At 73.7% G+C, this 26,212-nt stretch carries 22 protein-coding genes and 3 pseudogenes; 7 read left to right on the top strand and 18 right to left on the bottom strand.

The window, feature by feature from the left end; genetic code table 11:
• Window position 1: 1 nt before the first annotated feature.
• The 3 genes from egtA to AB0J36_RS28295 form a co-directional block, all read right to left on the bottom strand.
• On the bottom strand, window positions 2-1,237 hold the full coding sequence (gene egtA / locus AB0J36_RS28305; RefSeq protein ID WP_357397427.1) for an ergothioneine biosynthesis glutamate--cysteine ligase EgtA: 1,236 nt from the start codon (window positions 1,235-1,237) through the stop codon (window positions 2-4).
• Between the two features lie 179 nt (window positions 1,238-1,416).
• Window positions 1,417-2,229 (bottom strand): hypothetical protein, encoded by an 813-nt coding sequence (locus AB0J36_RS28300; RefSeq protein WP_363661344.1) that lies wholly within the window; start codon window positions 2,227-2,229, stop codon window positions 1,417-1,419.
• Between the two features lie 16 nt (window positions 2,230-2,245).
• Window positions 2,246-2,953 carry an RNA polymerase sigma factor gene (locus AB0J36_RS28295; protein WP_363661343.1) on the bottom strand — a complete coding sequence of 236 codons (708 nt, stop codon included), beginning with the start codon at window positions 2,951-2,953 and terminating at the stop codon, window positions 2,246-2,248.
• 513 nt (window positions 2,954-3,466) lie between these two features.
• Between AB0J36_RS28295 and AB0J36_RS28290 the strand changes: the two genes are divergently transcribed.
• Together AB0J36_RS28290 and AB0J36_RS28285 are read left to right on the top strand one after the other, a co-directional pair.
• Window positions 3,467-4,837: a protein kinase gene (locus tag AB0J36_RS28290; protein WP_357118884.1), complete on the top strand. Its 1,371-nt coding sequence runs from the start codon at window positions 3,467-3,469 to the stop codon at window positions 4,835-4,837.
• A gap of 101 nt (window positions 4,838-4,938) precedes the next feature.
• Window positions 4,939-6,201: a nucleotide sugar dehydrogenase gene (locus tag AB0J36_RS28285; protein WP_357118887.1), complete on the top strand. Its 1,263-nt coding sequence runs from the start codon at window positions 4,939-4,941 to the stop codon at window positions 6,199-6,201.
• A gap of 99 nt (window positions 6,202-6,300) precedes the next feature.
• On the opposite strand, the gene AB0J36_RS28280 is transcribed toward AB0J36_RS28285, so the two are convergent.
• The 4 genes from AB0J36_RS28280 to AB0J36_RS28265 form a co-directional block, all read right to left on the bottom strand.
• Complete coding sequence (locus tag AB0J36_RS28280; RefSeq protein WP_363661342.1) at window positions 6,301-8,787, bottom strand: FtsX-like permease family protein; 2,487 nt, start codon at window positions 8,785-8,787, stop codon at window positions 6,301-6,303.
• Window positions 8,788-8,934: 147 nt separating this feature from the next.
• The gene (locus AB0J36_RS28275) at window positions 8,935-9,600 is read right to left on the bottom strand and encodes a response regulator transcription factor (protein WP_363661341.1); all 666 of its coding nucleotides are present in this window, start codon (window positions 9,598-9,600) and stop codon (window positions 8,935-8,937) included.
• Window positions 9,597-10,802, bottom strand: a complete 1,206-nt coding sequence (locus AB0J36_RS28270) for a sensor histidine kinase (RefSeq protein ID WP_357118896.1) — start codon at window positions 10,800-10,802, stop codon at window positions 9,597-9,599. Before AB0J36_RS28270 ends, AB0J36_RS28275 begins: the two co-directional genes overlap by 4 nt.
• A 22-nt stretch (window positions 10,803-10,824) precedes the next feature.
• Complete coding sequence (locus AB0J36_RS28265; protein WP_357170500.1) at window positions 10,825-11,523, bottom strand: DUF305 domain-containing protein; 699 nt, start codon at window positions 11,521-11,523, stop codon at window positions 10,825-10,827.
• Window positions 11,524-11,663: 140 nt separating this feature from the next.
• On the opposite strand from AB0J36_RS28265, the gene AB0J36_RS28260 reads away from it, so the two are divergent.
• Window positions 11,664-13,112 (top strand): hypothetical protein, encoded by a 1,449-nt coding sequence (locus AB0J36_RS28260; protein ID WP_357118902.1) that lies wholly within the window; start codon window positions 11,664-11,666, stop codon window positions 13,110-13,112.
• A 125-nt stretch (window positions 13,113-13,237) separates the two neighbouring features.
• Window positions 13,238-14,464: an SLC13 family permease gene (locus tag AB0J36_RS28255; RefSeq protein ID WP_357118905.1), complete on the top strand. Its 1,227-nt coding sequence runs from the start codon at window positions 13,238-13,240 to the stop codon at window positions 14,462-14,464.
• Between the two features lie 6 nt (window positions 14,465-14,470).
• On the opposite strand, the gene AB0J36_RS28250 is transcribed toward AB0J36_RS28255, so the two are convergent.
• The 5 genes from AB0J36_RS28250 to AB0J36_RS28230 form a co-directional block, all read right to left on the bottom strand.
• Window positions 14,471-14,947, bottom strand: a complete 477-nt coding sequence (locus tag AB0J36_RS28250; protein WP_357118908.1) for a DUF1203 domain-containing protein — start codon at window positions 14,945-14,947, stop codon at window positions 14,471-14,473.
• A gap of 89 nt (window positions 14,948-15,036) precedes the next feature.
• Window positions 15,037-15,864 (bottom strand): MerR family transcriptional regulator, encoded by an 828-nt coding sequence (locus AB0J36_RS28245; RefSeq protein WP_357118911.1) that lies wholly within the window; start codon window positions 15,862-15,864, stop codon window positions 15,037-15,039.
• 54 nt (window positions 15,865-15,918) lie between these two features.
• Complete coding sequence (locus tag AB0J36_RS28240) at window positions 15,919-17,520, bottom strand: asparagine synthase-related protein (RefSeq protein WP_363661340.1); 1,602 nt, start codon at window positions 17,518-17,520, stop codon at window positions 15,919-15,921.
• 4 nt (window positions 17,521-17,524) lie between these two features.
• The gene (locus tag AB0J36_RS28235; protein WP_357118917.1) at window positions 17,525-18,484 is read right to left on the bottom strand and encodes a DUF5715 family protein; all 960 of its coding nucleotides are present in this window, start codon (window positions 18,482-18,484) and stop codon (window positions 17,525-17,527) included.
• A 155-nt stretch (window positions 18,485-18,639) separates the two neighbouring features.
• On the bottom strand, window positions 18,640-19,683 hold the full coding sequence (locus AB0J36_RS28230; protein WP_363661339.1) for an anti-sigma-D factor RsdA: 1,044 nt from the start codon (window positions 19,681-19,683) through the stop codon (window positions 18,640-18,642).
• Between the two features lie 75 nt (window positions 19,684-19,758).
• On the opposite strand from AB0J36_RS28230, the pseudogene AB0J36_RS28225 reads away from it, so the two are divergent.
• Window positions 19,759-19,998, top strand: a pseudogene (locus tag AB0J36_RS28225) (S8 family serine peptidase); the annotation flags it as partial.
• Between the two features lie 27 nt (window positions 19,999-20,025).
• On the opposite strand, the gene AB0J36_RS28220 reads toward AB0J36_RS28225, so the two are convergent.
• The 6 genes and pseudogenes from AB0J36_RS28220 to AB0J36_RS28195 all read right to left on the bottom strand — a co-directional run bounded on the left by AB0J36_RS28220 (window position 20,026) and on the right by AB0J36_RS28195 (window position 23,305).
• Window positions 20,026-20,550 (bottom strand): 2'-5' RNA ligase family protein, encoded by a 525-nt coding sequence (locus AB0J36_RS28220; protein WP_357170485.1) that lies wholly within the window; start codon window positions 20,548-20,550, stop codon window positions 20,026-20,028.
• Window positions 20,551-20,806: 256 nt separating this feature from the next.
• Window positions 20,807-20,923: a twin-arginine translocase TatA/TatE family subunit gene (locus tag AB0J36_RS28215; protein WP_357118926.1), complete on the bottom strand. Its 117-nt coding sequence runs from the start codon at window positions 20,921-20,923 to the stop codon at window positions 20,807-20,809.
• Between the two features lie 206 nt (window positions 20,924-21,129).
• Window positions 21,130-21,309: pseudogene (locus AB0J36_RS28210) on the bottom strand (DUF397 domain-containing protein); the annotation flags it as partial.
• A pseudogene (locus AB0J36_RS28205) lies at window positions 21,300-21,449 on the bottom strand (XRE family transcriptional regulator); the annotation flags it as partial. The pseudogenes AB0J36_RS28205 and AB0J36_RS28210, both read right to left, overlap by 10 nt.
• Window positions 21,450-21,548: 99 nt before the next feature.
• Window positions 21,549-22,154: a response regulator transcription factor gene (locus AB0J36_RS28200; protein WP_357118929.1), complete on the bottom strand. Its 606-nt coding sequence runs from the start codon at window positions 22,152-22,154 to the stop codon at window positions 21,549-21,551.
• A complete protein-coding gene (locus tag AB0J36_RS28195) occupies window positions 22,151-23,305 on the bottom strand; it encodes a histidine kinase (RefSeq protein ID WP_357170482.1) in 1,155 nt (384 codons plus the stop codon). The genes AB0J36_RS28200 and AB0J36_RS28195 overlap by 4 nt, the downstream gene beginning before the upstream one ends.
• A gap of 131 nt (window positions 23,306-23,436) precedes the next feature.
• Here AB0J36_RS28195 and AB0J36_RS28190 point away from each other — a divergent pair, with 131 nt between their 5' ends.
• Together AB0J36_RS28190 and AB0J36_RS28185 are read left to right on the top strand one after the other, a co-directional pair.
• Window positions 23,437-24,336 carry a DUF6010 family protein gene (locus AB0J36_RS28190; RefSeq protein WP_357170479.1) on the top strand — a complete coding sequence of 300 codons (900 nt, stop codon included), beginning with the start codon at window positions 23,437-23,439 and terminating at the stop codon, window positions 24,334-24,336.
• Window positions 24,337-24,408: 72 nt separating this feature from the next.
• Window positions 24,409-26,127 carry a DEAD/DEAH box helicase gene (locus AB0J36_RS28185; protein ID WP_357118938.1) on the top strand — a complete coding sequence of 573 codons (1,719 nt, stop codon included), beginning with the start codon at window positions 24,409-24,411 and terminating at the stop codon, window positions 26,125-26,127.
• Window positions 26,128-26,212 lie beyond the last annotated feature (85 nt).

Genomic DNA, 26,212 nt, shown 5'->3' with positions numbered 1-26,212 from the left:
CTCACCGGTCGACCCTTGCGATGGCGGCGAGCCGCCGCCGTACACCGTCGTGGATGTCGTCCTCGGTGCCGGCCGGCAGGCCCAGCCGCGGTAGGGCGGCCAGGGCCAGGTCGAGCAGCGCGGCCGCCGCGACGGCCAGCGCCGGGTCGGCGAGGCCGCGCCGGGCGGCGGCCGACCAGCGGTGCGCCACCGGCGCGCCGATCGTGTACGCCGCGCGGACGGTGCCCGCGTCGGTGAACAGCGCGCTCAGCACCGCCAGCGGTAGCCGCCAGTCCCGGTCGGGCTGGGCGTCCAGATACCGCAGCTCCAGGTAACCGCGCGGGCGCACCGGCGGGAAGAGGGTGCTGACGTGGTAGTCGAGGTCGTCGGTGGTGGGCGGGCGGGGCAGCGCGCCGTCCAGCCAGTCGGCGAAGGTGACACCCGGCGGCGGGGCCCAGTCCGGGCCGGGCCGGCGCAGACACAGCAGCGGGGCGGCGAGCACGTAGCGTGCCCAGGCGGCCGGCGGGTCGTCGTCCGCGCGCTCGGGCGCCCACACCGGGCGGGTACGCGCCGGATCGATCGCCAGCCAGGCGGCCATCCGCGCGGATGCCCAACCGGTACGCCGGCCGGCGTGCCGACTCGACGAGGCGAACGCCGCGAGCAACGGTGGGCCGACGGCGTGGGCCGCCGCCCAGCGCGGGGCGACCTGGTCCGGTTCGCCGATGTCGAGGCACACCTGCAGGCCGGCGGTGCTGTACATCATCGTCCGGCCGGCCGGGCCGCGCCGGTCGAACACGCGGCGCATGGCGCGGTAGCGGGGAGTGTCCAACACCGGGCGGGGCCGACGGTGCGGGTCGATGCCGCTGCGCCCCAGGGTCAGCCCGGCGGCGGCCAGCAGACCGGCGACCTGGGCGATGTCGGCCTCGGTGGCCTGGATCAACGCGCCGGCCGAGGTACGCGGCGGGGTGGAGATCTCCAGCTGGCCGCCCGGTTCGAGGGTCACCGTGCCGCCGTGTCGCAGCGGCTCGGCGGGGCTCGCCGGATCCAGCGTGACGGGGCTGTGCCGCCCCAGCGCCGTCCGCAGCCGCGCCGGGTCGACTCCTCGGGTGGGGTCGGCGGCGTCGTGCACGGTCCATTCCAGTTCGACGCCGGTGTACGTGGGAGGGCCGGTCTTGAAGCAGATGCGCGCGAGGTGTCGGCCCGCGGCGGCGGACTCGCGCAGGATCTCGCTCTGGTCCAGCTCCGGCGACGTCACCATCGGTGCAGCCTCCCTCGTCGTGCGACGACCGCGTGCGCCGTGCGTCAGCTCCGGAGCACGGGTGCCACCGTAGACCCGGCCACCGACACTCCCCTTTCCGAGCGTCGACGGGACCACCAATCCCTGTCTAACAGACGCGTTTCCCGGTGCAGGGCAGAACGAACCGCGCGCCCGTACGCTCAGTCGCCGGCCGGGCCGGCCGGGTGCGAGGGCTTGACCTTCGCCTGACCGGGTGGCGTCGCCCGCGCGGACTGCTCCGCAGGCGGCGACGGCGGCGGCGGAGCGGACGGAGACGGGGACAGCGGCGACGGGCTGGGCTTCGCCTCGGGCACCAGCCGCTGGCAGTACTCCTCGACCGCGCCGACCCCACCGGCGGCCGTCACCAACCGCTCGAAGGCCGGCGTTCGCAGCGCCTTCTCCCGCTGCTCGGGCTTCTTGGACCGCCAGGCCTGGCACAGCCCGTGCAGCTGACCGCCGGGGGTCGTGCCGACCGACGGCGAGACGGACAGGGAGGGACGGCCGGGCGGCGTCGATCCGCTCGGCGCGACGGGCCCGGTGCTCACCTGCGCGCTGGCAGTGGGTGGCGCGCTACTCGGTGCCGGCGGCGGTTCGGGTGCCTTCTCCAACCCGGCCGCGGCGAACGCGACGCCAGCGGTGGCGGTGGCCGCCAACGCCCCGATCCAGGCCACCGCGCCGGTCCTGAGCCGCAGACGGCGTGGCCGTCGGGCCACGGCGGGCGCCGGGACGGCGCGGGCGGCTCGGAACGCGGCCAACGCGGCCTCCTCGCCCGCCAGCTCCGCAGGTCGGGCCGGGCCAGCGGCGGCGGCGAGCAGCCGGGCCAGCGGCTCGGCCCCGGAGTCCGGCGAAGCCCCGGACTGCCGGACGCCCGCCGCGCCCGGGTCGGCGATGTCAGGCGGGGGGGCGGTGTCGATGCGGGCGGCGTCGAGCAGCCGTTCGGTCTCGGCGCGGCCGGCACGCCGGTGCGGGTTCATCCGGAATCCCTTCACGTCAGCCCTCCGCCTGCTCGGCGTGTGAGGTCTGCCGGGAACGCCCGATCCGGCGACGAGGGGGCGGAACCACCTCGGCGCCGACCGCCGGTGGGCCGCCGTCGGCCGGCGCGCTCGACGTGTCGGGCGCGCGCAGCGGGGCGGTGGCGTCGCCGTCGACCGACGGCGTCGGTACGGCCTGCCGGTCCAGCAGGGTGGCGAGTCGCCGCAGACCGCGGTGCGCGGCGGTCCGGACGGCGCCGGCCCGGCGACCGAGCACCCGGCCGGCGGACTCCGCGTCGAGCCCGATCACGGCCCGCAGCAGCACCGCCTCGGCCTCGCGGGGTGGCAGCGTGGCGATCAACGCCAGCGCAGCCTCGGTGCTGATCGTCTCGTCGGCCCGCTCGGCGGTGTCGCCGTCGCCGGCCATCTCGGTGAGCGCCTGCACCGGTACCGGCAGCGACGGTCGTCGCCGCAGCCGCCGCAGGTGGTCCATCGCGCGGTTGCGGGCGATGGTGACGGTCCAGGCGCGGAACTCGCCGCCGGTGAAGGTGGGCAGGTCGCGGGAGATCTGTAACCAGGTCTCCGACGCGACGTCCTCGGCGTCCGCGCCGACCAGGGCGGTCAGGTACCGCAGCAGTCCCGGCTGGAGGCTGCGGTACAGGAAGCGGAAGGCGTCCTCGTCCCCGGACTGCGCGGCGGTGACCGCCTCGGACAGTTCGCCCGTCATCGGCGGCCCACGGGCCGCCCGGAGCGGATCGGCGCGACACGCGTCGGCGTCGTGCGCGCACGGCGAACCGCCGCCCTCACCCGCTCCCGCACCCGCACCGCCCCCGCCGATTTCGATTCGGGCCCCGTCCGGGCACCGGCCGGGGTGTCCACACCGGTGATGGCCCGGAACGGGCTGCCCGTCTGCGCCCCGAGCCGGGCTAACGGTAGGAGGGGACGTTTCCTGCGACAAGTTGGGATCGCATTACAGAAGAGTGACAATTATCAAACCATCCGACCGGCGTGCCGGCGTAACGGACGACGCCCCTCGGGCGCTCCCCGGCTCAGGTGAGCGTCTGCGGCGGCGACCGGGCTGGCGTACGCCGACATGTGTCGGCTTTTGTGACCTGGCGTCATCGAAGCGTCACACACCGGCCCGGCCGCCGGAGGTCGCCCCGGGCGGACCGACGGGGGCGACCCCGCACCGGGTCCACCGCAGCGAGCCGTTGGCCGCCACTCTGGGTACGGTAATGCTGTGTTGTCATCGGAGGTCGTGCTCAGCGGTCGGTACCGCCTGGACGAACGTGTCGCCACGGGCGGCATGGGCGACGTCTGGCGTGCCTCCGACCTCGTCCTCGGCCGGCAGGTCGCGGTCAAGGTCCTGCTGCCGGCGCTGGTCTCCGACCCGGACTTCATCGCCCGCTTCCGTGCCGAGGCGCGGATCATGGCGGCCTTGCGGCACCCCGGCATCGTGCAGGTGTACGACTGCGGGGAGGACGACCTGCCCGACGGCGGTCGAGCCGACTATCTGGTCATGGAGTTCGTCGAGGGCGAACCGCTGTCCAAGCGGATCGAGGCCGCCGGTCGCCTCGACGTGGCCGAGACGATGTCGATCGTCGCCCAGGCGGGGCACGCGCTGGGCGCGGCGCACCGCGGCGGCATCGTGCACCGCGACGTCAAGCCCAGCAACCTTCTGGTGCAGGAGGACGGCACGGTCGTCCTGGTCGACTTCGGCGTCGCCCGCTCCACCAACGTGACCAGCATCACCAGCACCAACGCGGTGCCCGGCACCGCCCTCTACATGGCGCCCGAGCAGGCCGCCGGCCGGCCGGTCAGCGGCGCCACCGACATCTACGCCCTCGGCGCGGTCGCCTACTGCTGCCTCACCGGCGGCCCGCCGTTCACCGGTGACAACCCCCTCCAGGTCGCCGTCCGGCACCTCGACGACGAGCCCCCGGAGCTGCCGCACGACATCCCGGAGGCGGTCCGCGCCCTGGTATCGCGGGCCCTCGCGAAGGACCCGCTGGACCGCTTCACGAGCGGCTCGGCGATGGCGGAGGCGGCCCGTACCGCGGTGACCGGCGGCGAACCACCGACGGCGCTGGCGTCATCGGTGCCGCTGCGCGAGGCGGGTCCGGGCACCCGCACCGACGTGCCGGTCGGCGCGGCGGTGGCGGGCACGACCGACCCGGCACGCCCGCGACGCCGCGGGCCGCTGGTCGGTGCCGCGGTGGCCATGCTGGTCGCCCTGGTCGGCCTCGGCGCGGCCCTGGGCGCGGCGCGCAACACCGGCAACGATCCGGCCGTCAAGCTGCCGACGGTCGCGCCGACGCCGGGGCCGACCGAGCAGGTGGAGTTGCCGGCGGCGAACGAGCAGATGACCAACGACCCGGGCCGGCCGAACCGGCCGACCGTCCCGGACACCACGACGTCCGCGTCGGTCAGCGCCACGCCGAGCGTCCAGCCCAGCCAGTCGGCCAACTCTCCATCGCCGACGCCGAGCGCGACCACCGCGCCGCCGCCGAGCGACCCGCCGAAGACCCCGTCGTCGCCGAGCAACTCGCCGGCGACCGACCCGAGCCCCTCCACCGAACCGTCGACCGGCTCCGGTGACGTAGGCGGCTGACCAGCCGCCCCACCAGCACCGATATCCCCAAAACGGACTTACGTCGCCGAAAACCGCTCTAGGCTCTCCGCAGGTCATTTCCACCGTCTGCGGGAGCCCGGGTGAGCGCTGAGAAGCTGGTCGTGATCGGCCAGGGGTACGTCGGACTGCCGCTGGCCATGCGTGCCGTCGAGGCGGGCCTGGACGTCGTCGGCCTGGACGTCGACGCCGACCGGGTGAAGCGGCTCGCGTCGGGTGAGTCGTTCGTCGAGGACATCCCCACCGACCGGCTGGGCCGGGCGCTGGGCAGCGGCCGGTACCGCCCCAGCACCGACTACACCGACGCCGAGGGTTTCGACGTCTGCGTCATCACCGTGCCCACCCCGCTGCGCGACGGCACCCCGGACCTGAGCTTCGTCGAGCAGGCCGGTATCCGCGTCGGCCCGTACGTGCGGCCGGGCTGCACGGTCATCCTGGAATCGACCACCTACCCCGGCACCACCGAGGAGCTGCTTCGGCCGCTGTTGGAGTCGGCCAGCGGGCTGACCAGCCCCGGCGACTTCCACCTCGGCTACAGCCCGGAGCGGATCGACCCGGGCAACCCGACGTGGCGACTGGAGAACACCCCGAAGGTGGTCTCCGGGATCGACGCGGCGTCGCTGGACCGGGTGCAGGGCTTCTACCAGCGGCTCGTGGAGCGCACCGTCGCCGTCGACTCCACCCGGGTGGCCGAGTTGACCAAGCTGATCGAGAACACGTTCCGCCAGGTCAACATCGCGCTGATCAACGAGCTCACGATGCTCTCACACCACCTCGACATCGACGTCTGGCAGGCGATCGACGCCGCCGCGACCAAGCCTTTCGGGTTCCTGCCGTTCCGGCCCGGCCCGGGTGTCGGCGGGCACTGCCTGCCGATCGATCCGTGCTACCTGTCCTGGCAGGTCAAGCGACGCCTCGGCCGGCAGTTCCGGTTCATCGAGCTGGCCAACGACATCAACCACGAGATGCCCGAGCACGTCACCCAGCGGATCATGGCAGGGCTCAACCGCACCGGCCGGGCGGTCAGCGGCGCGCGACTGCTGCTGCTCGGGCTCGCGTACAAGCGGAACACCGGTGACATGCGGGACTCCCCCGCCGTCGACGTGGCCCGCCGTCTGCAGGCACTCGGCGCCGAGGTGCACGCGGTCGAGCCGTACGCGGAGGCCCACCAGATCCCCGCCGGGGTCGCGGTCGTCGGGCTCACCGAGCGGGAGGTGCGGGCCGCGGACGCGGTCGTGGTGGTCACCGACCACGACTGCTTCGACTACGACCTGGTGGTCCGGCACGCCCGCTACGTCTTCGACACCCGCAACCGGTGCTCCGGCGAGGTGGTCGAGCGCCTGTAGGGCGTGCCCCGGACCCGGCACCGCTGGCCGGTCCCGCCGCCGGGGAAGGCGGCGGGGCCGGCCGGCGGATGTCGCTTCGGGCACCCGTGGACGACACGCTCACTGGTCGGCGAGCGCCTCGACGACGGGCCGCGACAGTGCCCGGCGGGCCGGAAGCACCGAGGCGAGCAGAGCGGCCAGCACCGCCACGCCGAGGATCGAGGAGAGCTGGCCGAGTGGCAGCACCACGTGGAAGTCCCCGCCGAGGCGGGCCAGCAGCGCCATCCCGGCGGCGCTGACGCCGGTGCCCAGCCCGATACCGAGGATCGCGCCGACCAGCGTCATGAGGATCGCCTCGACCGCGAGCATGGCCCGCATCCGGCCGCGGGACAGCCCGACCGCCCGCAGGACGCCGTTCTCCCGGGTGCGCTCGACCACCGACAGGCTCAGCGTGTTGGCCACGCCGACGAGGGCGATCACGACGGCCAGGCCGAGCAGCGCGGTGACGGAGGCCAGCAGCATGTCCACCGTGCCGGTGAGCATCTTCTTGTACGCCCCCTGGTCCATCAGGTTCGCCGTCGGGTAGCGGGCGAGCACGGCCTCGATCGCGGCGCGGGCCCGTTCGGCGCTCACGCCGTCAGCCGGGTCGATCTCGGCGAGGAAACCGCGTTCGCGGGGAAAGAGCACCGCGAAGTCCCGGTCGTCCAGCTCGATGACGTGTCCCTCGGGCGCGGCGCTGGAGACCATGGCCGGCGCGTCGTCGGCCACCACCGCGGCCACCCGGAACGCCCGCCCCTCGATGGTGACGGCGGAACCGACCTGCCAGCCGTGCGCCCGCGCCAGCTCCTGGTGCACCAGCACCTGCCCCGGCCCGAGTCGGTCGACGTCGCCGGCCACCACGCCGGACAACGTCCGGCCGACCAGCGCCGGGTGGGCGGCCCGGACCTCGATGTCGCCGGTCACGACGCTGCGCTGCTCGTGCACCACGCCCAGTTCGGGGCGCGCGGCCAGCTCACCGGCGAGCGCGGCGGGCAGATTCTGGCCGATGCCGCTGACCACGAAGTCCGTCCCGATCTCGGCGTCGACGCTGCGTTCGATGCCGTCCTTGGTGCTGCGCGCGCCCACCACGAACGCCGACACCAACCCGATCCCGATGACCAGGGCGGTCGCCGTCGCGGCGATCCGACGCGGGTTGCGAACCGCGTTCGCCACCGCCAGACCGACGGTCATCCCGAACACCCGGCGGGCCGGCCAGCCGATCAGCCGGACCAGCGCCGGGACGAGCACCGGGCCAAACAGCACGATGCCGAAGAAGGCCAGCACACCGCCCACGGCCACGAGGAGCACCTGACCGGCGTCGGCCGCGCCGGCCAGCGCCGCGACTCCCGCGCCCAGCACCACCGCGCCGAGGGCCAGCCGCACCCGGCCCGCTCCCCGAGCGGGCTGCACGGCGGCGTCGGTCAGCGCGGCCACCGGGGCGACCCGGGTGCCCCGCCAGGCCGGCAGCAGGGCCACGGCGACGGTGAGCCCGGTACCGAGCAGCAGGCTGGTCAGCACGGTCGAGCCGGCGACGGTCAACCCGCCGGAGAGCGGCACGTCCAGTCGAGACATCAGCAGCCGGAGTCCGCCGGCGAGAGCCACCCCGAGCACGACGCCGAGGGCGGAGGCGACGAGGCCGAGCAGCGCCGACTCCAGCAGCGCCGCCCGGAACACCTGCCCCCGGGTCGCACCCACCAGGCGCAGCAGCGCGGTCCGGCGGGTGCGCTGCGCCAGCACGATCGCGAAGGTGTTGGCGATCACGAAGCCGGCCACCACCACCGCGACCCCGACGAAGATGAGCAGCAGCAGCAGGAACTGGTTCAGATTGCGGACGGCGTCCTCGACGGCCTCATCGAGGATCTGCTGGCGGCCCTTCACGTCGACGTCGGCGCTCCCGACGGCGGCGCGTAGCCGGTCGGCCAACGCCGCCTGGGCTGTTCCCGGCCGGGCCGCCACCATGATCCGGTCGTAGCCACGCCCGCCGGTGACCGCGAGCGCGTCCGCGCCGACCAGGCCGATGAACGGGCCGCCGACGTCGCGGACGCTGCCCGCCACGTCTACCGTGCCGACCAGGGTGTACGGACGGGCCGCCCCGCCGGTACCGCCGACGAGAACCGGAGCGCCGAGGGTGAAGCCCTCCTTCGCCACCGTCGGCGCGTCGAGCACCACCTCGCCCGCGCGGTCGGGGAGGCGACCGGCGACCACGTCGTACGAGCGCAGGGCCGTCTCGGTGGGGATGGCGGCGAGCACTGCGTAGCCGAGCACCGGTCGCCCGTCAGCGCCGAGGAGTCCACCGGCGCCGAGCAGCTCACCGGCCGCGGCGGCCACCCCGTCGACCGTACGGACGTCGTCGACCAGCCTCGCCGGCAGCGGCCGGGGGCCGTCGGGGTAGACGCCGAGGTCGGTGTGCCGGTCGAAGGCGCCGGCCCGCTGGTACGCGCCCGCGCGCATCCCGTCCACGACGATCAGCGTGCCGGCGACGAAGGCGACACCGAGTACGACGGCGAGCGCGGACAGCAGCATGCGCAGCGCCTCGGCGCGCAGCGTACGCAGGGTCAGGCGGATCATGTGCGGGCTCCCGGTGCCGGCGCGGATCGGACCCCTCCGACGCTATGGCCGGTCCGGTCGGATCGATCTCCACCTGCGCTCTCGACCCGCGTACGCCGCAGGTGGCGCACGGACGCGCCGGCCGTACGACCGCGGTCGTACGGCGGGTCAGCGCCCGGGTGTGACCAGGCCGCTCTCGTACGACAGCACGACCGCCTGCACCCGGTCGCGCAGGTGCAGCTTCGCCAGGATCCGCCCGACGTGGGTCTTCACCGTCGCCTCGGCCACGTGCGCCTTGGCGGCGATCTCGGCGTTGGACAGCCCCTGCGCGACCAGCAACAGCACCTCCCGCTCCCGCTCGGTGAGCTGGGCCAGCCGGGGGTCGGCGGTCGGGGTGACGCCGAGTTGGCCGGCGAAGCGGTCCAGCAGCCGCCGCGTGATCGACGGGGCGACCACCGAGTCGCCCCGCGCGACCACGCGGATGGCGTCCAGCAGTTCCTCCGGCGGAACGTTCTTGAGCAGAAAACCGCTCGCGCCGGCCCGCAGCGCGGCGAACGCGTCGGCCTCGGTGTCGAAGGTGGTCAGCACCAGCACCCGGGGCGGACCCGACGGCCGGTCGGCGCAGATCCGGCGGGTGGCCTCCACCCCGTCCATGGTCGGCATCCGGATGTCCATCACCACGACGTCCGCCTCGGTGCGGGCCAGCACGCGCAGGGCGTCGGCGCCGTCGATGGCCTCCCCGACCACCGTCAGGTCGGGCTGCGAGTCCAGCACCATCCTGAATCCGGCGCGCACCAGCGCCTGGTCGTCCACGATCACCACCCGGACCGTCATGCCGCGATCACCTCCGCTGAGGGCTCCGACGGTAGCGGGAGCCGTACCCGCACCTGCCAGCCCCCGGTCGGCCGGGGGCCGGCGGTGAGGCTGCCGTCGTACACCGCCACGCGCTCGCGCATGCCGAGCAGACCGTGACCGCCGGGCGGCGCTGGACTGACGACCGGGCGGCCCCGACCGTCGTCGACGACCCGGACCTCGACGGCGTCGGCGGAGTACGTCATCCGCAGGTCGACGGTGGCGCCGACGCCGGCGTGCTTGAGCGCGTTGGTCAGCGCCTCCTGCACCACGCGGTAGACGGTCAGCTCCAGGCCCGGCGGCAGGGCCGGGGGCTCGCCGCTGACGGCGTCCCGGACAAACAGTCCGGCGTCGCGGAAGCGGGCCAGCAGATCGGGCAGCTCGGCCAGTGCCAACCGGCGGTGCTCCGGGTCGGCGGCCACGACGTCCGCCCCGGCGGGGCCCGAGTCGCGCAGGACCCCGACGAGCCGCCGCATCTCCTCCAGCGCGGAGCGGCCGGTGTCGGCGACCACCTTCACGGCGGCGCGCGCCTGCTCGGGGTCGCGGTCGAGCATGAAGCGGGCACCGTCCGCCTGGACAATCATCACCGCCATGCTGTGCGCCACCACGTCGTGCAGTTCGCGGGCGATGCGGGTGCGCTCCTCGGCGACCGCCGCCCGCGACTCGGCCTCCCGCTCGCGTTCGAGGGTGGCGGCGCGCTCTTCGAGGCTCAGCACGTAGAGGCGGCGGGTCCGCACGTTCAGCGCGACGAGCCAGACCGCGCCGGTGACCAGCGCGTACCACAGCGCGGTCACCCACCACACGATGACGCCGGGGGTCTGCGCGGCGGCGAGCAGCACGCCCACGGCGGCGACCGCGCCGGCCAGCACACCGTCGCGCAGCCGCCGGCCGTATTTCACGACGCTGTAGAGCGCGATCAGGACGGCGACGTCGAACGCCTGCGGACCCCACCGGGTGATCACCTGGACCAGGGCGAGCGCCGCCACGACGACGGTCACCGCGCTCGGGTGGGTGCGGCGGAACAGCAGCGCCACCGCCATGCCCACGCCGACGCCGACGGCGGCCCAACCGCCGGGTTGCGACACCGCCGAGGTGAGACCGACGAACGCGACCACGACGGAGACGGCCACGTCGAAGGCGACGCCGCGCAGGGGGCGGCCGAACAGCGTGCGTCTCACGGTCACCCAGCGTACGGGTCGTCGACGGTCAGGGCGGCGTCAGCTCGCGCAGGCGGTTGATCTCGATGGCCTGCTCGGTGGCGAGTGAGGTGGCCAGCTCGTTGAGGGTCGCGTCGACCCCGACCGACAGCAGGTCGGTCGCCATGGTCACGGCGCCCTGATGGTGATCGGTCATCATCGTGATGAAGAGCCTGTCGAACTCGACGCCCCGGGCGGCGGCCAGTCGCCGCATCGCCTCGGGAGACTGCATGCCGCGCATGCCGGCGTGGTCGTGGCCGGGCGCCGTCTCGGGCAGCCCGCGGGTGGAGAGCCAGCCGCGCAGGACCTTGATCTCGGGGCCCTGGCCGGCGCGGATCCGGTCGGCGTACGCGCGGATCCGCGGATCCGCAGCGTGGTCCGTCGCCAGTGTGCTCATCTCCAGCGCCTGCTCGTGGTGCGGGATCATCATCTGGACGTAGACGGTGTCCAGGCCGTTGTAGCGGGGTGGGCTGTCGTCGCGCAGCTCGTGCGCGGACCGGGCGACGGCGGGCTCCCCGGGGCGGCCGGGCACGAGGACCGGCGGCGGCGGTGGACCGGTCGGGCCGGTCGTCGGCGTGGGCGTCGCCGAGGCGGGCGCGGCGGCCGGCGGGCCGGGTTCACCGGCGGCGCGGATGGCCAGCGCCACCAGCGCCGCGACGATGGTCGCCGCTATGACGACGGCGAGTAACCGACCACGTCGGACAGTCATGCCGCACTCCCCTCAGGTCGAGGTCGCAGCGATCCTATCCATTGACGAGTCGACGTAGATGTGACCCGGATCACATCGATGATCTCCGAGGCTCGGTAAGGTACCGACAACGTCATCCCCCCTTTCGAAGGGCGCCGCCAATGATCAAGTTGGCCACCGCACGGCTCCGACAACTCCGCATCGTCAGCCTGGCCGCGACCGGCCTGCTGCTGACCAGCGTCGCCCTGGCGACACCGAGCAGCGCGCAGGAGGCCGCACCGGCCGCACCGGCGGCCGCCAGCGACATCCCGGGCGTCGACGAGATCCGCAGCAGCCCCAACCTGCGGCAGATCGCCAACCTCCCCAAGCAGGCGCCGTTCGACACGACGGCTGCGCTCAACAGCGACATGGCGTTCCAGGGCAAGTACGCCTTCGCCGGCAACTACAACGGGTTCGTCATCTACGACATCTCCCGGCCCAGCGCGCCCACGATCACCGCGCAGGTCAACTGCCCGGGCTCGCAGAACGACATCTCCGTCTACGGCAACCTGCTGTTCGTCTCCACCGACTCGTCGCGCAGCGACGACTCGTGTGCGAGCGTCGCGCAGCCGGCGTCGGTCAAGGAGTCGTGGGAGGGCATCAAGGTCTTCGACATCAGCGACAAGGCCAACCCGCGCTACATCAAGTCCGTCGAGACCGCCTGCGGGTCGCACACCCACACGCTGGTGCCGGGCAAGGACCGCAAGAACGTCTACCTGTACGTCTCGTCGTACAGCCCGCGGGCCGAGTTCCCCGACTGCCAGCCGCCGCACGACTCCATCTCCATCGTCAAGGTGCCGGTGAAGAAGCCGACCGAGGCGGCCGTCATCTCGACGCCGAACCTCTTCCCGGACGGCGGTTTCCCGGGCAGCGAGACCGGCTCGGCGACCACCGGCTGCCACGACATCACCGCGTACCCGGCGAAGGACATCGCCGCCGGCGCCTGCATGGGTGACGGCATCCTGCTCGACATCAAGAACCGCGAAGCGCCCCGGCTGATCACCCAGGTCCGGGACACCGTCAACTTCGCGTTCTGGCACTCGGCCACCTTCAACAACGCCGGCACCAAGGTCGTCTTCACCGACGAACTGGGCGGCGGCGGCGCGGCCACCTGCAACGAGACGGTCGGCCCCGACCGGGGCGCGGACGCCGTCTACGACATCACCGGCCGCGGCAACGCGCGGAAGCTGGAGTTCCGCAGCTACTACAAGATCCCCCGGACCAACGGCGACACCGAGAACTGCGTGGCGCACAACGGCTCGCTGGTCCCGGTGCTCGGGCGGGACATCATGGTGCAGGCGTGGTACCAGGGCGGCATCTCGGTCTGGGACTTCACCGACTCGCGCCACCCCAAGGAGATCGCCTACTGGGAGCGGGGCCCGCTGTCCGCCACCCAGGCCGTCACCGGCGGCGCCTGGTCGACGTACTACTACAACGGCAACATCTACTCCAACGACATCCAGAAGGGTCTGGACGTCCTGGAGCTGAACGACTGGCGGACCTGGTCGGCGAACCTGACCCGGTTCAAGGAGTTGAACGTGCAGACCCAGCCCGGTTACCTGAGCTGGTAGAACCGACGTCCGACCCGGGCCCGGCCGCTCCTCGAGAGGCCGGGCCCGGCCACGTCAGGTGGGCCTGGTCACCCGGGCCCGGGTTGACGAGCGCCTGACCGGGCGCTGTGTCAACGTGGTCACCTGTGAAGTCTGCCGCCGGCGCGCCGCCGGCCCCGCCCGAGCCGACCGCGCGCTGGCGTCCCCACCCGCTCGACCTGGTGGCCGTCGTGCTCGCGGTGGCCGGCGCGGTCTGCGCGCTGACCGGGCTGCTGCCCCGCGCCGAGACCACGGGCACCCTGCACCGCATCCTGCCGCTGCTGCTCTTCCTCGGCACCGTGATCGTGCTGGCCGAGCTGACCGCCGTCGCGGGCGTCTTCGACGTGCTCGCCAGTCGGCTGGCCATCGCGTCCCGGGGCCGCTGGGCGGCGCTGTTCCTGCTCTGCGGCGGCCTGGCCACGGTGACCACCCTCGTGCTCAACCTCGACACCACCGCCGTGCTGCTCACCCCGGTGCTGCTCGCCCTGGCCCGCACCCTGCGCGTCCCCGCCGGGCCGCTCGCGGTCACCACGGTCTGGCTGGCGAACACCGCCAGCCTGCTGCTGCCGGTGTCGAACCTGACGAATCTGCTGGCCGCCGACCGGGTCGGCCTCACCCCACTGGCGTACGCCGAGCGCATGGCGCTGCCGCAGCTCGCCGCCGTGACGGCCACCATGGCGCTGCTCTGGTACGCCTGGTGGCGGCGGGAACGACCGGACGGCGGACGCTTCATCCCGCCGGCCCCGCACGTGCCGGCCGACCCGGTGCTGCACCGCACCGCCCTCGCCGGCTGCCTGCTCTTCGTCGCCGGCATCCTCGCCGGGGTGGAGATCGGGCTCGCCTCCACCGTCGCCCTCGCGCTGGTGCTGGTCGGCTTCGTGATCCGCTCCCCCGCGACGCTGCGCGCCCAACTGGTGCCGGTACGACTGCTGCTCTTCGTCGTCGGCCTGTTCCTGGTAGTGCAGACCCTCGGCCGGCACGGGCTCGACGACCTGGTCGCCGGTCTGGTCGGCGCCGACGGCGGAGCGGTCGGCGCGTTGCGTGCCGGCGGCACGGGTGCGCTGCTGGCGAACGCGGTCAACAACCTACCGGCGTACCTGGCCGGCGAGTCGGTGCTGCCGACCGTCGACCACACCCGCCTGCTGGCCCTGCTGATCGGCACGAACGTCGGCCCGCTGGCCGCGCCCTGGGCGTCGCTGGCCACCCTGCTGTGGTTCGAGCGGTGCCGGGCGGCCGGGGTGGCGGTGCCGGTGCGACGGTTCGTGCTGACCAGCGCCCTGCTCGCCGTCGTGGGCACGCTGGCGGCGGTCGGCGCGCTGCTCCTGGTCGGCTGAGGGCCGTCACCCGGCGGCCCGCTCCACCACGAACATGAAGCAGCCGTAGATCACGTTGCGACTGTGCAGTCGGTGTACCTGCGGATCGGCGAACAGCTCCGCGATCACCGCCTCCGGGTCCGTGCCGTCGTGCAGCCGGCCGCCGCAGATCCGTCCCTGCCGGTCGTACGCCCGCAGGACCTGGGCCCGTCCCCGCCAGCCCGGCGGGTGGCCGCCGCCGTGGTCCGGGCCGGGGCAGGCGGCGGCGTGCGCGAAGACCGGCCCGATCTCCCGGTACGCGGCGGCGGCGATCGGCGGGGCGTACCCGAAGAGCAGCACCGCCTCCCCCACCTCCGCGTCGCGTAGGCAGCACCGTAGCGGCTCCCCGCCGCCGGCCAGGCGCCCTTCGACGCGATGGCCGGCGGCGTCTCGGCCGGTCCGACGGACGAGCTCCAGCACCGCGGCCGGCACGGCGTGGATGAGGAAGGTGGCGGTGGTCGTCATGCGTCCAGCCTGCCCCGGTGCCGGTGCGGGTGCTGGCGGTGATCGGACCTGGCGCTCGGGACCAGCCGCCGGCGCGAGGGCGAGCGCTGTCAGTCGCGGTCGACGGCGAGCTGAAGCTCGGTCACGCCGGCTTCCGGGGAGTCCTGGCGATAGTCCAGGTACACCTCGCGGGCGAACCCGTCCGGGCGGTACCCGTTCTCCTCGATCCACCGGGCGAGCGCCTGGACGCTGCGGTCGGCGTCGTCCATCGAGCCGTGGTGCACGATCGTCGCGGCCGTCCCGACCGCCGGCAGGTCCCGCACCGTCACGTCGGGAATCGCCGTGACCCCACCGCCGACGCTCACCCCGGCGTGCACCACCACCGCCTCGCCCTCGTCCTCGGCCGGTTCGTACCAGGCGATGGCCGGCCCGGACGGGGTGATCCCGGCGGCGTCGAGCCGGCGGAACAGCTCCGGGTAGAGCGGCTGGATCACCGGACCGATGTCCTGACTCTCGTAGCTGGGCGCGACGGCGGTCAGCTCCGCCACGCGCACCGGCGCGATCTGCTTGAGTACGACGTCCTGGTTGGTCATCCGACCCTCCGATTCGATCATTCGGAGCCTCGCCTCGACCGCCGCGAGCCGGGCCGTGTCGGCGGCCAGCCGGGTGGCCAGCTCGCTGCGACGCAGCCGCAACATGCCGCGCAGCTCGGCGGTGTCGACGGTCTCGTCCAGGATCGCGCGCACCTGCTCCAGGGTGAGCCCCAGGTCCTTGAGGGCGATCACCCGGTTGAGCCGACGCAACTGCTCGGCCCGGTAGAAGCGGTAGCCGGTGTGCGGATCGACGCTGGCCGGCCGCAGCAGACCGATGCTGTCGTAGTGGCGCAGCATCCGCACCGACACGCGGCCCAGTCGGGCGAAGTCTCCGATGGTGAACATGATCCCCTCACGCTGGTCCCTGACACGGTGTCAGAGTCAAGCGTCGGGCCGGGGTCAGCCCACCGGTGAGCGCCGGGGCGGGCGCGGGCCGACCAGCCGGCGGACCATCGGCGCGGCGTTCCACTTCGCCGCCCCGACCAGGTCACGAGCGTGCTCCAGGACGGTGTAGTCGGGTCGGTTCATCCCGTCGGCGATGGCCCGGTCCAGGTCGTTGCCGCACCCGCTGAGCACGGTGTCGAAGTCGCGGCGGACCGGCTCCAGCAGGTCGTAGCCGAACGACCGGTGCATCCGGGCGAACAGCGGCTTGTAGAGCCGCACCCGCTCGTGCAGACCGGAGGAGTACGACATGGGGTGCTTCGGCCGCCGCACGACGTAGTCGGGCAGCACGTCGGCGAACGCCCGCCGCACGATCCACTTCTCCTGGCCGTCGCGCACCTTCAGGTTCAGGGGCAGACGCATCGCCAGCTCCACCACGCTGAGGTCGAGGAACGGCACCCGCGCCTCCACCCCGTGAGCCATGGCGGCCCGGTCGACGCGCTGCAACTCGGTACGGCAGAGGTTGCGGATCCGGTGCAGAAACAGCCGGCGGGACGCGATCGGGTCGACCTGGCGGTACATCGGGTACCCGCCGAACAGCTCGTCGGAGCCGTCGCCGGTGAGCACCACCTTGACGCCCAGGTCGCGCAGCCGACGGAAGATCGGCACCGACACGACGGCGTTGATGATGTCGCCGTACTCGGTCAGCTCGGAGATCCGGATGGCCTCCCGGACGTCGGCCAGCCGGATGTCGCGCGGGCGCAGCTCGACCACGACGTGCGGCACGTCGAGGTCGGCGGCGAGCCGACGGGCGTACGCGACGTCGGGACTGTCCGGCACGCCGACCGTCACCGCCACGCAGTCCGGGTGGAGGTCGCGTACCTGCCGCAGCGTCAACGAGCTGTCCAGCCCGCCGGAGAGGACGACGCCGACGGTCAGGTCGGTCTCCACCCGCATCCGGATGGCGTCGGTCAGGGCGGCCCGGACGAGCAGGGTGGCCTCGTCCGGGTCGTCGATGACCGGCAGGCCCTCGCCGATGGTGAGCAGGTCGACGTACGGGCGCAGCCGCACCGGTCCGTCCGGCTCGGCCCAGCCGTGGTGACCGGGAGGCACCTCGGTGACCGGGGCATGATGCCCGACGAGCGCCTTGACCTCGGAGGCGAGGTACAGGCAGCCGGGCCGCCGGGACCAGTACAGCGGTTTCACCCCGAGCGGGTCGCGGGCCAGGTACGCCCGGCCGGTGGCGCGTTCGACGACCGCGAAGGCGTACTCGCCGCGCAGCCGGGTCACCGCCGACTCGCCCCACTGTTGGAAGGCCGCCAACAGCACCTCGGTGTCGCTCTCGGTGCGGAACACCTGCCCGAGGCGGGTGAGCTGCGCGCGCAGCTCCCGGTGGTTGAAGATCTCGCCGTTGAAACAGAGCAGCCACCGCTCGTCGGTCGAGGTCCAGGGCTGCACGGCCCGGTCGCGGTCGACGACCCGAAGCCGGCGGGTGCCGGCGAGTAGTCCGGTCTCACAGCGGGTCTCGGTGACCTCGCCGCGCGGGGCGAGGACGGCGAGCATCCGTCGGAATGTCGCCGGGTCGGCCTCGGGGCCGAGGCTGAGCGCTATGCCGCACACGGGCTCAGACCCCCATCTCGGCCTCGTACGCCCGGCGCAGGCGATGCCGGGCGGTGGGCGCGAGGCACAGGTGCCAGGCCTGCCCCTCGTCGATCACGTTCAGGTCGCCGGCCTCCTGGCGGGCCAGCAGCAGCTCCGCGAGGGCGTCGCGCGCGCCGAACCGGGTGAACCAGGCCAGCTCGACGTCGGCCGAGTAGCCGAGGCAGTGGCCGCTGGGCAGCATCGCCGCGTAACCCAGGCGGCGTAGCCGGTACTGGTGCTCGGTGCTCCGGACCAGGCTCGTCACCCACAGCGGCGGGGTGCCCGCGGGCGCGGCGGCGGCGAACTCCCGGCCCAGTTCGTTGAGTAGCGCCACCACCTCCCGGCGGGCGCGACGGAACAGCAGACCGGCGGTGCGCGGGGTCACGTCGGGGCGCAGCCGCCGGCGTAGTCCGCGCGCGGCCCGGCCCAGCACGGTCGCGGGTTGCTCCTGGTAGCGAAAGCGCAGCAGGTCCCGGCGGCGCAGCCACTCCAGGTCGACCAGTTCCGCGCTGCCGTTGACCTGGTCGTCGGTGTGGAACACGGGGGCGTCCTGCCACCACAGCACGTCGATGCGGGAGAGCAGGTAGATCCGGACCAGCGCGGTGAGGTCGCGTGCCGAGGTGCGCTCGTTCGGCTGGTAGCGGGCCATCTCCAGCAGCAGCGTCTCGCGCGCCCCGAGCAGGCCCTGCGGGGTGGCGTCGAGCACGGCCGCCAGGGCCGGTTCGCGCAGCCGCTCGTCGATGAGCACCTGACGTGCCCGGGTGCTGGTGGCGTCGGCCAGGGCCCCCACCTCGACGAGCAGGTCGGCCACGGCCGCCCGGTAGGCGGCGAGGTCGGGGGCGGCGCTGGTCGGGCGTCGGGTGGCGGCGCCGGGGGGTCGGCGGCGAGGTGGAGCGGTGGGCGACGCGGGTTGCTGTCCCGGACTACGGCTGGGCACTCGCATGACGGGTTCCCTTCTCCGGCCACGTCGCTGGGTCAATCACCCTGAAAAACACCGTAATCATCGAGACCGACGTAGACCGAACAATCCTCCGATCTCACCCAAAGAAGCCGCGGGCGCAGGTGAGGCGCCCGCGGGCCGCGCCACGACGACTGGTGTTACTGGCTCGGCCGCAGGCTTGCGGGGTGTCCGGGCGTCGTCACCGACCTGTCCCGGTGCGACTGCGCGCCATCCTGGCGGGACGGTGCGCCGCCCTGATCGGCGGGTACGCCGCCCGGACGGCCACCGGGGGTCGGCGGACGCTGTTTCGCACGCGCGGTCGGTGCGCTCGGCCGGGCGGCCGGCACGCCAGCGGGCGGCCCGGTGGGATGCCTCGTCGTGGCCGGCGTAGTCGATCTCGACCCGGCCGGGTTACGGCTCGGCTTGGCGACAGCCGCCGGGGATCCCTGGCTCGTGGAGGTGGCCGGCCCGGTCCTGGAGGGCACCGGCGTGGCGCTGGTGGCGATGTCCCCGGCGGGGGACGACGGTTCGGCCGCAGGGGCGGGCGGGAGCAGCAGCCGCAACTCCTCGACCTCCCTGCGCAGGCGAACCGCGGTCGTGTCCGCGCCCATGGTGCTCAACAGGCCCTCGGCGCGCTCCAACTGTCGGCGCGCGTCGTCGTGGCGCCCGTCGGCAAGATCCTGCCGGGCCTGCTCCAGCATCCGTCCGACCTCACGTTCGGCGACCATGGACTGCGCCCGTTCGGCGTAGACCAACTCGGTGACCGGCCACAACAGGCCGCCCGGCTCCGCGCGGCCGGCGCCGAACCAGAGACCGCCGACGACGGTGACCAGGGCCAGCGCGGCGGCAGCGTACGTGGGTCGCCTGCCACGGCGGCGCGCGACGCCGGTCGGGGCACCGGTGCGGGAACGCCGGCGGCGGCCCGTCCACGGTGGTCGGCTCGAAGCGGGCCGGTGCGCCACTGTCACCACGTCCGGCTGAGCCGCGCGTGGGGCTGCTGCCGGCGCTGCCGGTTCCGCGGTCGCCTCGAACTCCTCCGACCGCCGCACCACGTCCGCGTGCCAGTCGGCCAGGAGGGCGATGACGGCGTCGTCGTCCGGGTGACCCGGCGGCGGACGCTCGCCACGGCTGATCGCGTCGAGCAGTTGGTCAGCCTGCACGATGGGGTCCGGCGGCGTCGGCACCGGCTCGGACGCGGTCACAGGATCACCCCGGCGAGGGTGTCGCCCACGAGGGCGCGGAGCCGGGTGAGAGCGCGGTACTGCGCGAGTCGGACGGCGCCGGGCGTCTGCATCTACTCGACCTGGAAGGGCGCCGCCTACAACACCATCTCCGGCACCTCGATGGCCAGCCCGCACGTCGCGGGCGGGGCCGCGCTCTACAAGGCCACCCACCCCACCGCCACCCCGAGCGCGGTCAAGTCGGCCCTCCAGGCGGCCGGCACCACGAATTACAGCTGGCCGGCCGGCGACCCGGACGGCATCCAGGAGAAGCTGCTCAACGTCGCCACCTTCTGACCCCCCGCTGATCCGTCCCGGCCCGAGTCAGGGTCGGGACGGTTCCGTCAGCGGGGTCACCGTCCGGTCCGTACCGTCGTAGCTGCGGGCCGCGTCGAACGCGCCCGTCGGGCGCTGCCCGCCGGTCAACGCGCGGGCCATCCGCAGGTCCGCGTCGCGGAACCGCAACGCCAGGCTGAGGTGCGGCACCCACGCTCCCGGCGCGTGCCAGGGGCGGTGTCCGTCGGCCTTCTCGAGGACATCCCAGACGGCGGCGTGCAGCGTGGTCAACGCCGGCGTGGGCCGCACGAGCCAGACCAGCGGGGCGCTGCCGTCGAGCACCACCACGCGGTCGAGCGTGACCGGCACCGGCAGCGCGGCGTCGAACAGGTCGGCCAGCCGGTGCTCGACACCCGGCCCGAACTCGTCCACGGCGGCGAGGGTCAGGTGCGGCCGGTTGGTCTGGTGGGTGTTGCGGGCCAGGCTCGGCAACCCGGCCGCCGCCAGGCGATCCCAGGCGGCCCGGACCTCGGCGTCCAACCCGGCCGAGCAGACCAGTTCCACGGTACGCACGAGGCCCACGCTAGCGGGCGCCACGCCCGTCAATGACCGAGCGGGGCGGATGGCCGGCCCCGCCACGGACAGCGGGGCTGATTCCGCCTCCGAGCCGGGCCGGACGGCCAGGTCGAAGAACAGTCCGACGGCGCTGGAGCGTACCGGTTTACCGGACCCGCCATCGTCTTCCTGGGCACCACGCCATCATTGAAGCCATTCCGGACATGAGGGCGCGACTGGCCTCATCGGCCGGGGAGTAGGCAGGACGCGCGGATCAGCGTCGCTCGTCGAACCGGTTTCGCAAAGACCTGCCCGCTCCCCGCGCTCGGCGGGGCAGCCAGATCCCGCCGATCACCAGCAGGACGATCACAAGGATGAGCAGCCAGCGCATCAGAACCTCCATGTCCGGGGGGTGCAGACCGTTGTGCCCCGCCGCCGATCCCCTTCAAACACTTCGAGAGCAGATCGCCGATGGCTGCCCGGTGCACAGCGTCTTGGAGCTGTCGTGGGCACGTGGCAGGCTCATGCTCCATGATCGACGATTTCGCGAAGACGGCATGGCCAAGCCGAGTCGCGAGACGAGACTCTGCGCTGGCCCCGCGCGAAGCCGACGAAGTCTCGCCACGCCTCCGGCGCGAACGTCAGCGTCCCACCGTCACGGTCCTTCGTGTCCCAAACGAGGACGACGCCCCGAAGGTTCTCAGCGACCTCCACACACGCCCCTCCGTTGTTGCCACCCTTGGTGCTCTTGCGCCACAGCGCGTCGGTTAGGTCCATGAGGATCCCGCTTCCCTGAGCAGGTCTAAGGACTGTCCACGGGAGAGAGCTTCCCCGCGGATGCGCTCCCATCGCCGGTCAGGAGAAACAATCTCTGACTGCTGTTCGGTTATGTGCGCCTGGGCCTGCCCGTCGATGTGGTTCGTCGCCGGGGCGCGTTGCCGGCAGCCGAGCCCTTCGACGGCACGGTGACGGCCCAGTGTTGCGTGGGGTGAAGCAGAGCAAGGGCTGACGACAGGTCAGAGCCAGCCGTTGTCCCGGGCGGTCCGTACCGCCTCCGCGCGGTCGGTCGCGCCGAGCTTCTGCACGGCGGCGGAGAGGTGGTTGCGCACGGTGCCGGTGGACAGGTGCACCCGGCGGGCGATCACGGCGACCGGCGCGCCGAACTCGGCCAGCCGCAGTGTCTCCAGTTCGCGGGGCGTCAGCGGGCACGCCGGCAGCGTCAACGCGTCGGCGGCCAGGGACGGGTCGACGTACCGGCCGCCGGCATGTACCCGGCGGATCACGTCGGCGAGCGCGCCACCGGGCGAGCCCTTGGGCAGGAAGCCCCGGGCACCGGCGGTCAGCGCCTGCCGCAGGTGACCGGGCCGGCCGTGTCCGGTGAGAAGCACCACGGCGCACTCGGGCCGGACGCGGGACAGCTCGGCGGCCACCGCGATGCCGTCCAGGCCGGGCATCTCCAGGTCGACCACGGCCACGTCCGGGCGGTGGGCGAGCGTCGCGGTGACCGCTGTCGGCCCGTCGGGGGCGTGTGCCACCACCTCGATGTCCGGCTCCAGGTCGAGCAGCGCGCCGACCGCGACGCGGATGAGATCCTCGTCGTCGGCGAGCAGGACGCGGATCACGTCGGCACCGGCACGGTGGCCTCGAGGGTGAAAACGGTGTCCTCGCGGCGTACCCGCAGTTCGCCTCCGGCAGCGGCGAGCCGGTCGGCCAGGCCGCGCAGGCCATGGCTGTGCGCGTCCGGGCCCCGGTCGTCGGCACCGTCGTTGACCACCGTCATCCTGGCCACGTCGCCCTCTCGGCCGATACGGATCCGGCACCAGTCGGCCCGGCTGTGCCGCAGCACGTTCGTGCCGGCCTCGCGCAGCACCGCCGCCAGTTCGGTGGCGACGGACTGCGGCAGGTCCGCCGGCGGCGGCAGGACGGTGCACCGTACGCCGCAGGACCGCAGCACCCCCACGATCGCGGTGAGCTGTTCGTCGAGGTCGACGACGCGGTAGCCGTGCACGGTCTCGCGTACCTCGGTCAGCGCGGACGCGGCGAGTCGCTGGGCCTCGGCGGCCTCCCGACCGGCCCGCTCCGGGTCGATCGGGGCGAGGCGGGCGGCGAGTTCGGCCTTCAGGGCGATCACCGTGAGGCGGTGTCCCAGGACGTCGTGCACGTCGCGGGCGAAGCGCAGCCGTTCCTCGGCGGCGGCCAGCCGGGCCTGGGCGGCCTGGCCCTGCCGCGCGTCCACCAGGAGATCCCAGAACCAGACCTGGAAGCCGTTGAGAGCGGCGATGCCCACCCCGACCCCACCGGTCACCGCGAGGTGGCGCGCGACTGAACCGCCGGTCCATTCGGCGACGGCCACCGACACCAGCAGGACGGCGGCGGCCACCGCGAACGCGGCCCGCGGCCGGACGAGCAGCGGCGCCATACCGATCAGCGCCGCCCCGAGCCAGGCCCACGTCGGCCAGGCGCCGGCCGCCACCGGCCCCACCAGCGGAACGGTCAGCACGGCCGCCCCGGCCAGAGCCAGGTGGAAGCGGCGACGCCGGCGCGGGTCGAGCCACGGTGTCACGGCCGCGTACAGCACCGCGGTCTGGGCGAACACGAAGGCGAGGACGCCGGCCGCGCCGAGCGCCGCCCGACCCGGATCGGGCTCACGGGCGAGGCCGACCGCGGGCAGCAGGACACTCGCCCAGACGCCGGTGACGAGCGACAGCAGCGTCGCCCGGCGGGCACGGCGCAGCCGGCGGTCCGCCCGGACTGTGTCTGCCTCGCTCACCACGCGTCGATCCTAGGACCGCCCCGCGCACGGTCCACCCCTGCGAGATGTCACGGTCGGACCGTGCGGCCCGCACGAACTTCCGGTGACGGACACACCTGCCCCCTGCGCCGCGCCGACGGCAGGGTCGAGGCATGGAAGAGACACAGATGTACGCGAACACCGCACCCGTCGTACCGCTGCCCGAGCCGCTGCCGGCCACCCCGCCGGCGCCCCCGGTCCCGACGGCGACCGGGGGCGGCCGGGGATGGCTGTGGCACCTCGGCGAGATGGCGGTCGCCATGTTCGTCGGGATGCTGCTGCTCGGCCCGCTCTGGGACGCGGCCGGCACCGTGCTCGGGATCGGCGCGACGCTGGGCCGCCCGGAGGTCGCCGCGCTGGTGATGGCCACCAACATGACCATCGGCATGACCGTGTGGATGCGCTACCGAGGACACCACTGGCCCGCATGCGTCGAGATGGCCGCCGCGATGTACGTCCCGTTCCTGCTGCTGTTCGTCCCCTTCTGGACCGGTCTGCTGGACGGTGACGCACTGATGCGCGGCGGACACCTGCTGATGGTGCCGGCCATGGTGCTGGTGGCGCTGCGCCACCAGCACCACACACCGACGGCGGTACGCCACCACCCGGCCGTGGTGGCGCTCGCCCGACGCTGGCCGGCCGGCCTCGCGCTGCTGGTGACCGTCGACATGTGGGTCGACCCGGGCGTGCTCAGCCCGTGGACGATGCTGGTGCTGCCCGGCGGGTACCTGCTGATCGGCCTGGCCCGGCGGACGCTGCGCGGGCCGGGTGTGCTCGCCACCCAACTGGCCGGCCTGGCCGTCTGGGTCGCGCTGACGCTGGCGGCGGTCGCCGTCGGGGGGCGGACCGCGGCGTGGCTCGTGGCGCTGGGGTGGCTGGCACACGCCGGCTGGGACGTCATCCACCACCGCACCGGGCGGGTGGTGCCACGGGGGTACGCCGAGTTCTGCGGGGTGCTCGACGTGGTGCTGGCCGGCGTCATGATCCTGGCCATCCTCACCACGGGTGCCTGACGCGCACGGGGCGCCGGGCGTGTTGTGCCGGTCGGCGCAGCGGCCCCGACGGGGTGATGAAAGGCTTGGCACATGAGTTCCGCACCTGCACAGCACGACGCACCGACCGCCAGCGAGCCCGACGTGACCGCGTTCACGGACCTGGGGCTACGCGACGAACTGCTGGGCGCGTTGTCCGCCCTCGGCTACGAGGAGCCGACGCCCATCCAGCGGGAGGCCATCCCACCGCTGATCGAGGGTCGGGACCTGCTGGGTCAGGCCGCCACCGGCACCGGCAAGACGGCGGCGTTCGCGCTGCCGCTGCTGCACCGGATGCCGGCCCACCGCGACGGCGGGGACCCGGTGGCGCTGGTGCTGGTGCCGACCCGGGAACTGGCGGTGCAGGTGTCCGAGGCGTTCCACCGGTACGGCAAGGACCTGGGCGCACGGGTGCTGCCGATCTACGGCGGGCAGCCGATCGGCCGGCAGTTGCGGGCGCTCGACAGCGGCGTCGACGTGGTCGTGGCCACCCCCGGGCGCGCGCTGGACCACATCGCCCGGGGCACCCTGCGCCTGAGCGGCCTGGCCACCGTCGTGCTGGACGAGGCCGACGAGATGCTCGACATGGGCTTCGCCGAGGACATCGAGGCGATCCTGGAGCACGCGCCCGCCGAGCGGCAGACGGTGCTCTTCTCGGCCACCATGCCGTCGCGGATCGACGGGATGGCGCGCCAGCACCTGACCGAGCCGGTACGCATCGAGATCGGCCGGGAGCAGCCGGTGGCGGGCGAGGCGCCCCGGGTCCGGCAGAGCGCGTACATCGTGACCCGCGCGCACAAGCCGGCCGCGCTGGGCCGGGTCCTCGACGTGGAGTCGCCCACGGCGGCGATCGTGTTCTGCCGCAGCCGCGAGGAGGTGGACCGGCTCACCGAGACGATGAACGGCCGGGGTTACCGCTCCGAGGCGCTGCACGGTGGGATGAGCCAGGAACAGCGGGACCGGGTGATGGGCCGGCTGCGGGCCGGCACGGCGGATCTGCTGGTGGCGACCGACGTGGCGGCCCGTGGGCTGGACGTCGAACAGCTCACCCACGTGGTCAACTACGACGTGCCGTCGGCGCCCGAGTCGTACGTGCACCGCATCGGTCGGGTGGGTCGGGCCGGACGCGAGGGCGTGGCGATCACCCTCGCCGAGCCGCGCGAGCACCGGATGCTCAAGACCATCGAGCGGGTGACCGGCCAGCGGATCACCATCGACAAGATCCCGACCGTGGCGGACATGCGGACCCGCCGGCTGGAGCTGACGCAGGCGGCGCTGCGCGAGAGCCTGCTGGAGGACGACCTCGACCCGTACCGGGTGATCGTGGAGACGCTGACCGACGAGTTCGACCTGATGGAGGTCGCCCTCGCCGCCGTGAAGCTGGCCCACGAGGTGACGTCGCCGGGCTCCGACGACGAGGAGGAGATTCCGCAGGTTCCGGTCCGCGCCCCGCGCGAGGGTCGCCCGGAGTTCGGTGGGCGGGGCGGCGATCGGCGCGGTGGCGGCCGGCCGCGCGTCGGCGGCAACACCGTCCAGGTCTTCGTCGGCCTGGGCCGGCGGGCCGGCGTACGCCCCCAGGACCTGGTCGGCGCCATCACCGGCGAGACCGGCATCCGGGGCCGGGACATCGGCTCGATCGAGATCGCGGACCGGTTCTCCCTGGTCGAGGTGCCGCAGGGCGTCGCCGATGAGGTGATCTCCGGGTTGCGCCAGAGCACGATCAAGGGCCGCAAGGCGACCGTGCGCCGCGACCGCGGACGCGACGAGCGCTGAGCTGAGCCGTCGGGGGGCGCCGCGGGGGGGGGGGGGGGGGCGGCGGCCCCCCCGCGCGATGGGCGCGGGGGGGGGGCCCGCCCCC

Origin of the sequence: Micromonospora sp. NPDC049662 (assembly GCF_040675055.1) — a bacterium.
In the GTDB taxonomy this organism is placed as follows: domain Bacteria; phylum Actinomycetota; class Actinomycetes; order Mycobacteriales; family Micromonosporaceae; genus Micromonospora.
This window is presented reverse-complemented; position numbering and strand designations above follow the sequence as displayed.

Excerpts from the sequence above, each read along its gene's own strand:
- egtA (WP_357397427.1), bottom strand. The coding sequence starts at position 1,237 with ATGGTGACGTCGCCGGAGCTGGACCAGAGCGAGATCCTGCGCGAGTCC.
- AB0J36_RS28300 (WP_363661344.1), bottom strand. The coding sequence starts at position 2,229 with ATGAACCCGCACCGGCGTGCCGGCCGCGCCGAGACCGAACGGCTGCTC.
- AB0J36_RS28295 (WP_363661343.1), bottom strand. The coding sequence starts at position 2,953 with ATGACGGGCGAACTGTCCGAGGCGGTCACCGCCGCGCAGTCCGGGGAC.
- AB0J36_RS28280 (WP_363661342.1), bottom strand. The coding sequence starts at position 8,787 with ATGATCCGCCTGACCCTGCGTACGCTGCGCGCCGAGGCGCTGCGCATG.
- AB0J36_RS28275 (WP_363661341.1), bottom strand. The coding sequence starts at position 9,600 with ATGACGGTCCGGGTGGTGATCGTGGACGACCAGGCGCTGGTGCGCGCC.
- AB0J36_RS28265 (WP_357170500.1), bottom strand. The coding sequence starts at position 11,523 with ATGACTGTCCGACGTGGTCGGTTACTCGCCGTCGTCATAGCGGCGACC.
- AB0J36_RS28260 (WP_357118902.1), top strand. The coding sequence starts at position 11,664 with ATGATCAAGTTGGCCACCGCACGGCTCCGACAACTCCGCATCGTCAGC.
- AB0J36_RS28250 (WP_357118908.1), bottom strand. The coding sequence starts at position 14,947 with ATGACGACCACCGCCACCTTCCTCATCCACGCCGTGCCGGCCGCGGTG.
- AB0J36_RS28245 (WP_357118911.1), bottom strand. The coding sequence starts at position 15,864 with ATGTTCACCATCGGAGACTTCGCCCGACTGGGCCGCGTGTCGGTGCGG.
- AB0J36_RS28235 (WP_357118917.1), bottom strand. The coding sequence starts at position 18,484 with ATGCGAGTGCCCAGCCGTAGTCCGGGACAGCAACCCGCGTCGCCCACC.
- AB0J36_RS28215 (WP_357118926.1), bottom strand. The coding sequence starts at position 20,923 with ATGCGCTGGCTGCTCATCCTTGTGATCGTCCTGCTGGTGATCGGCGGG.
- AB0J36_RS28190 (WP_357170479.1), top strand. The coding sequence starts at position 23,437 with ATGGAAGAGACACAGATGTACGCGAACACCGCACCCGTCGTACCGCTG.
- AB0J36_RS28185 (WP_357118938.1), top strand. The coding sequence starts at position 24,409 with ATGAGTTCCGCACCTGCACAGCACGACGCACCGACCGCCAGCGAGCCC.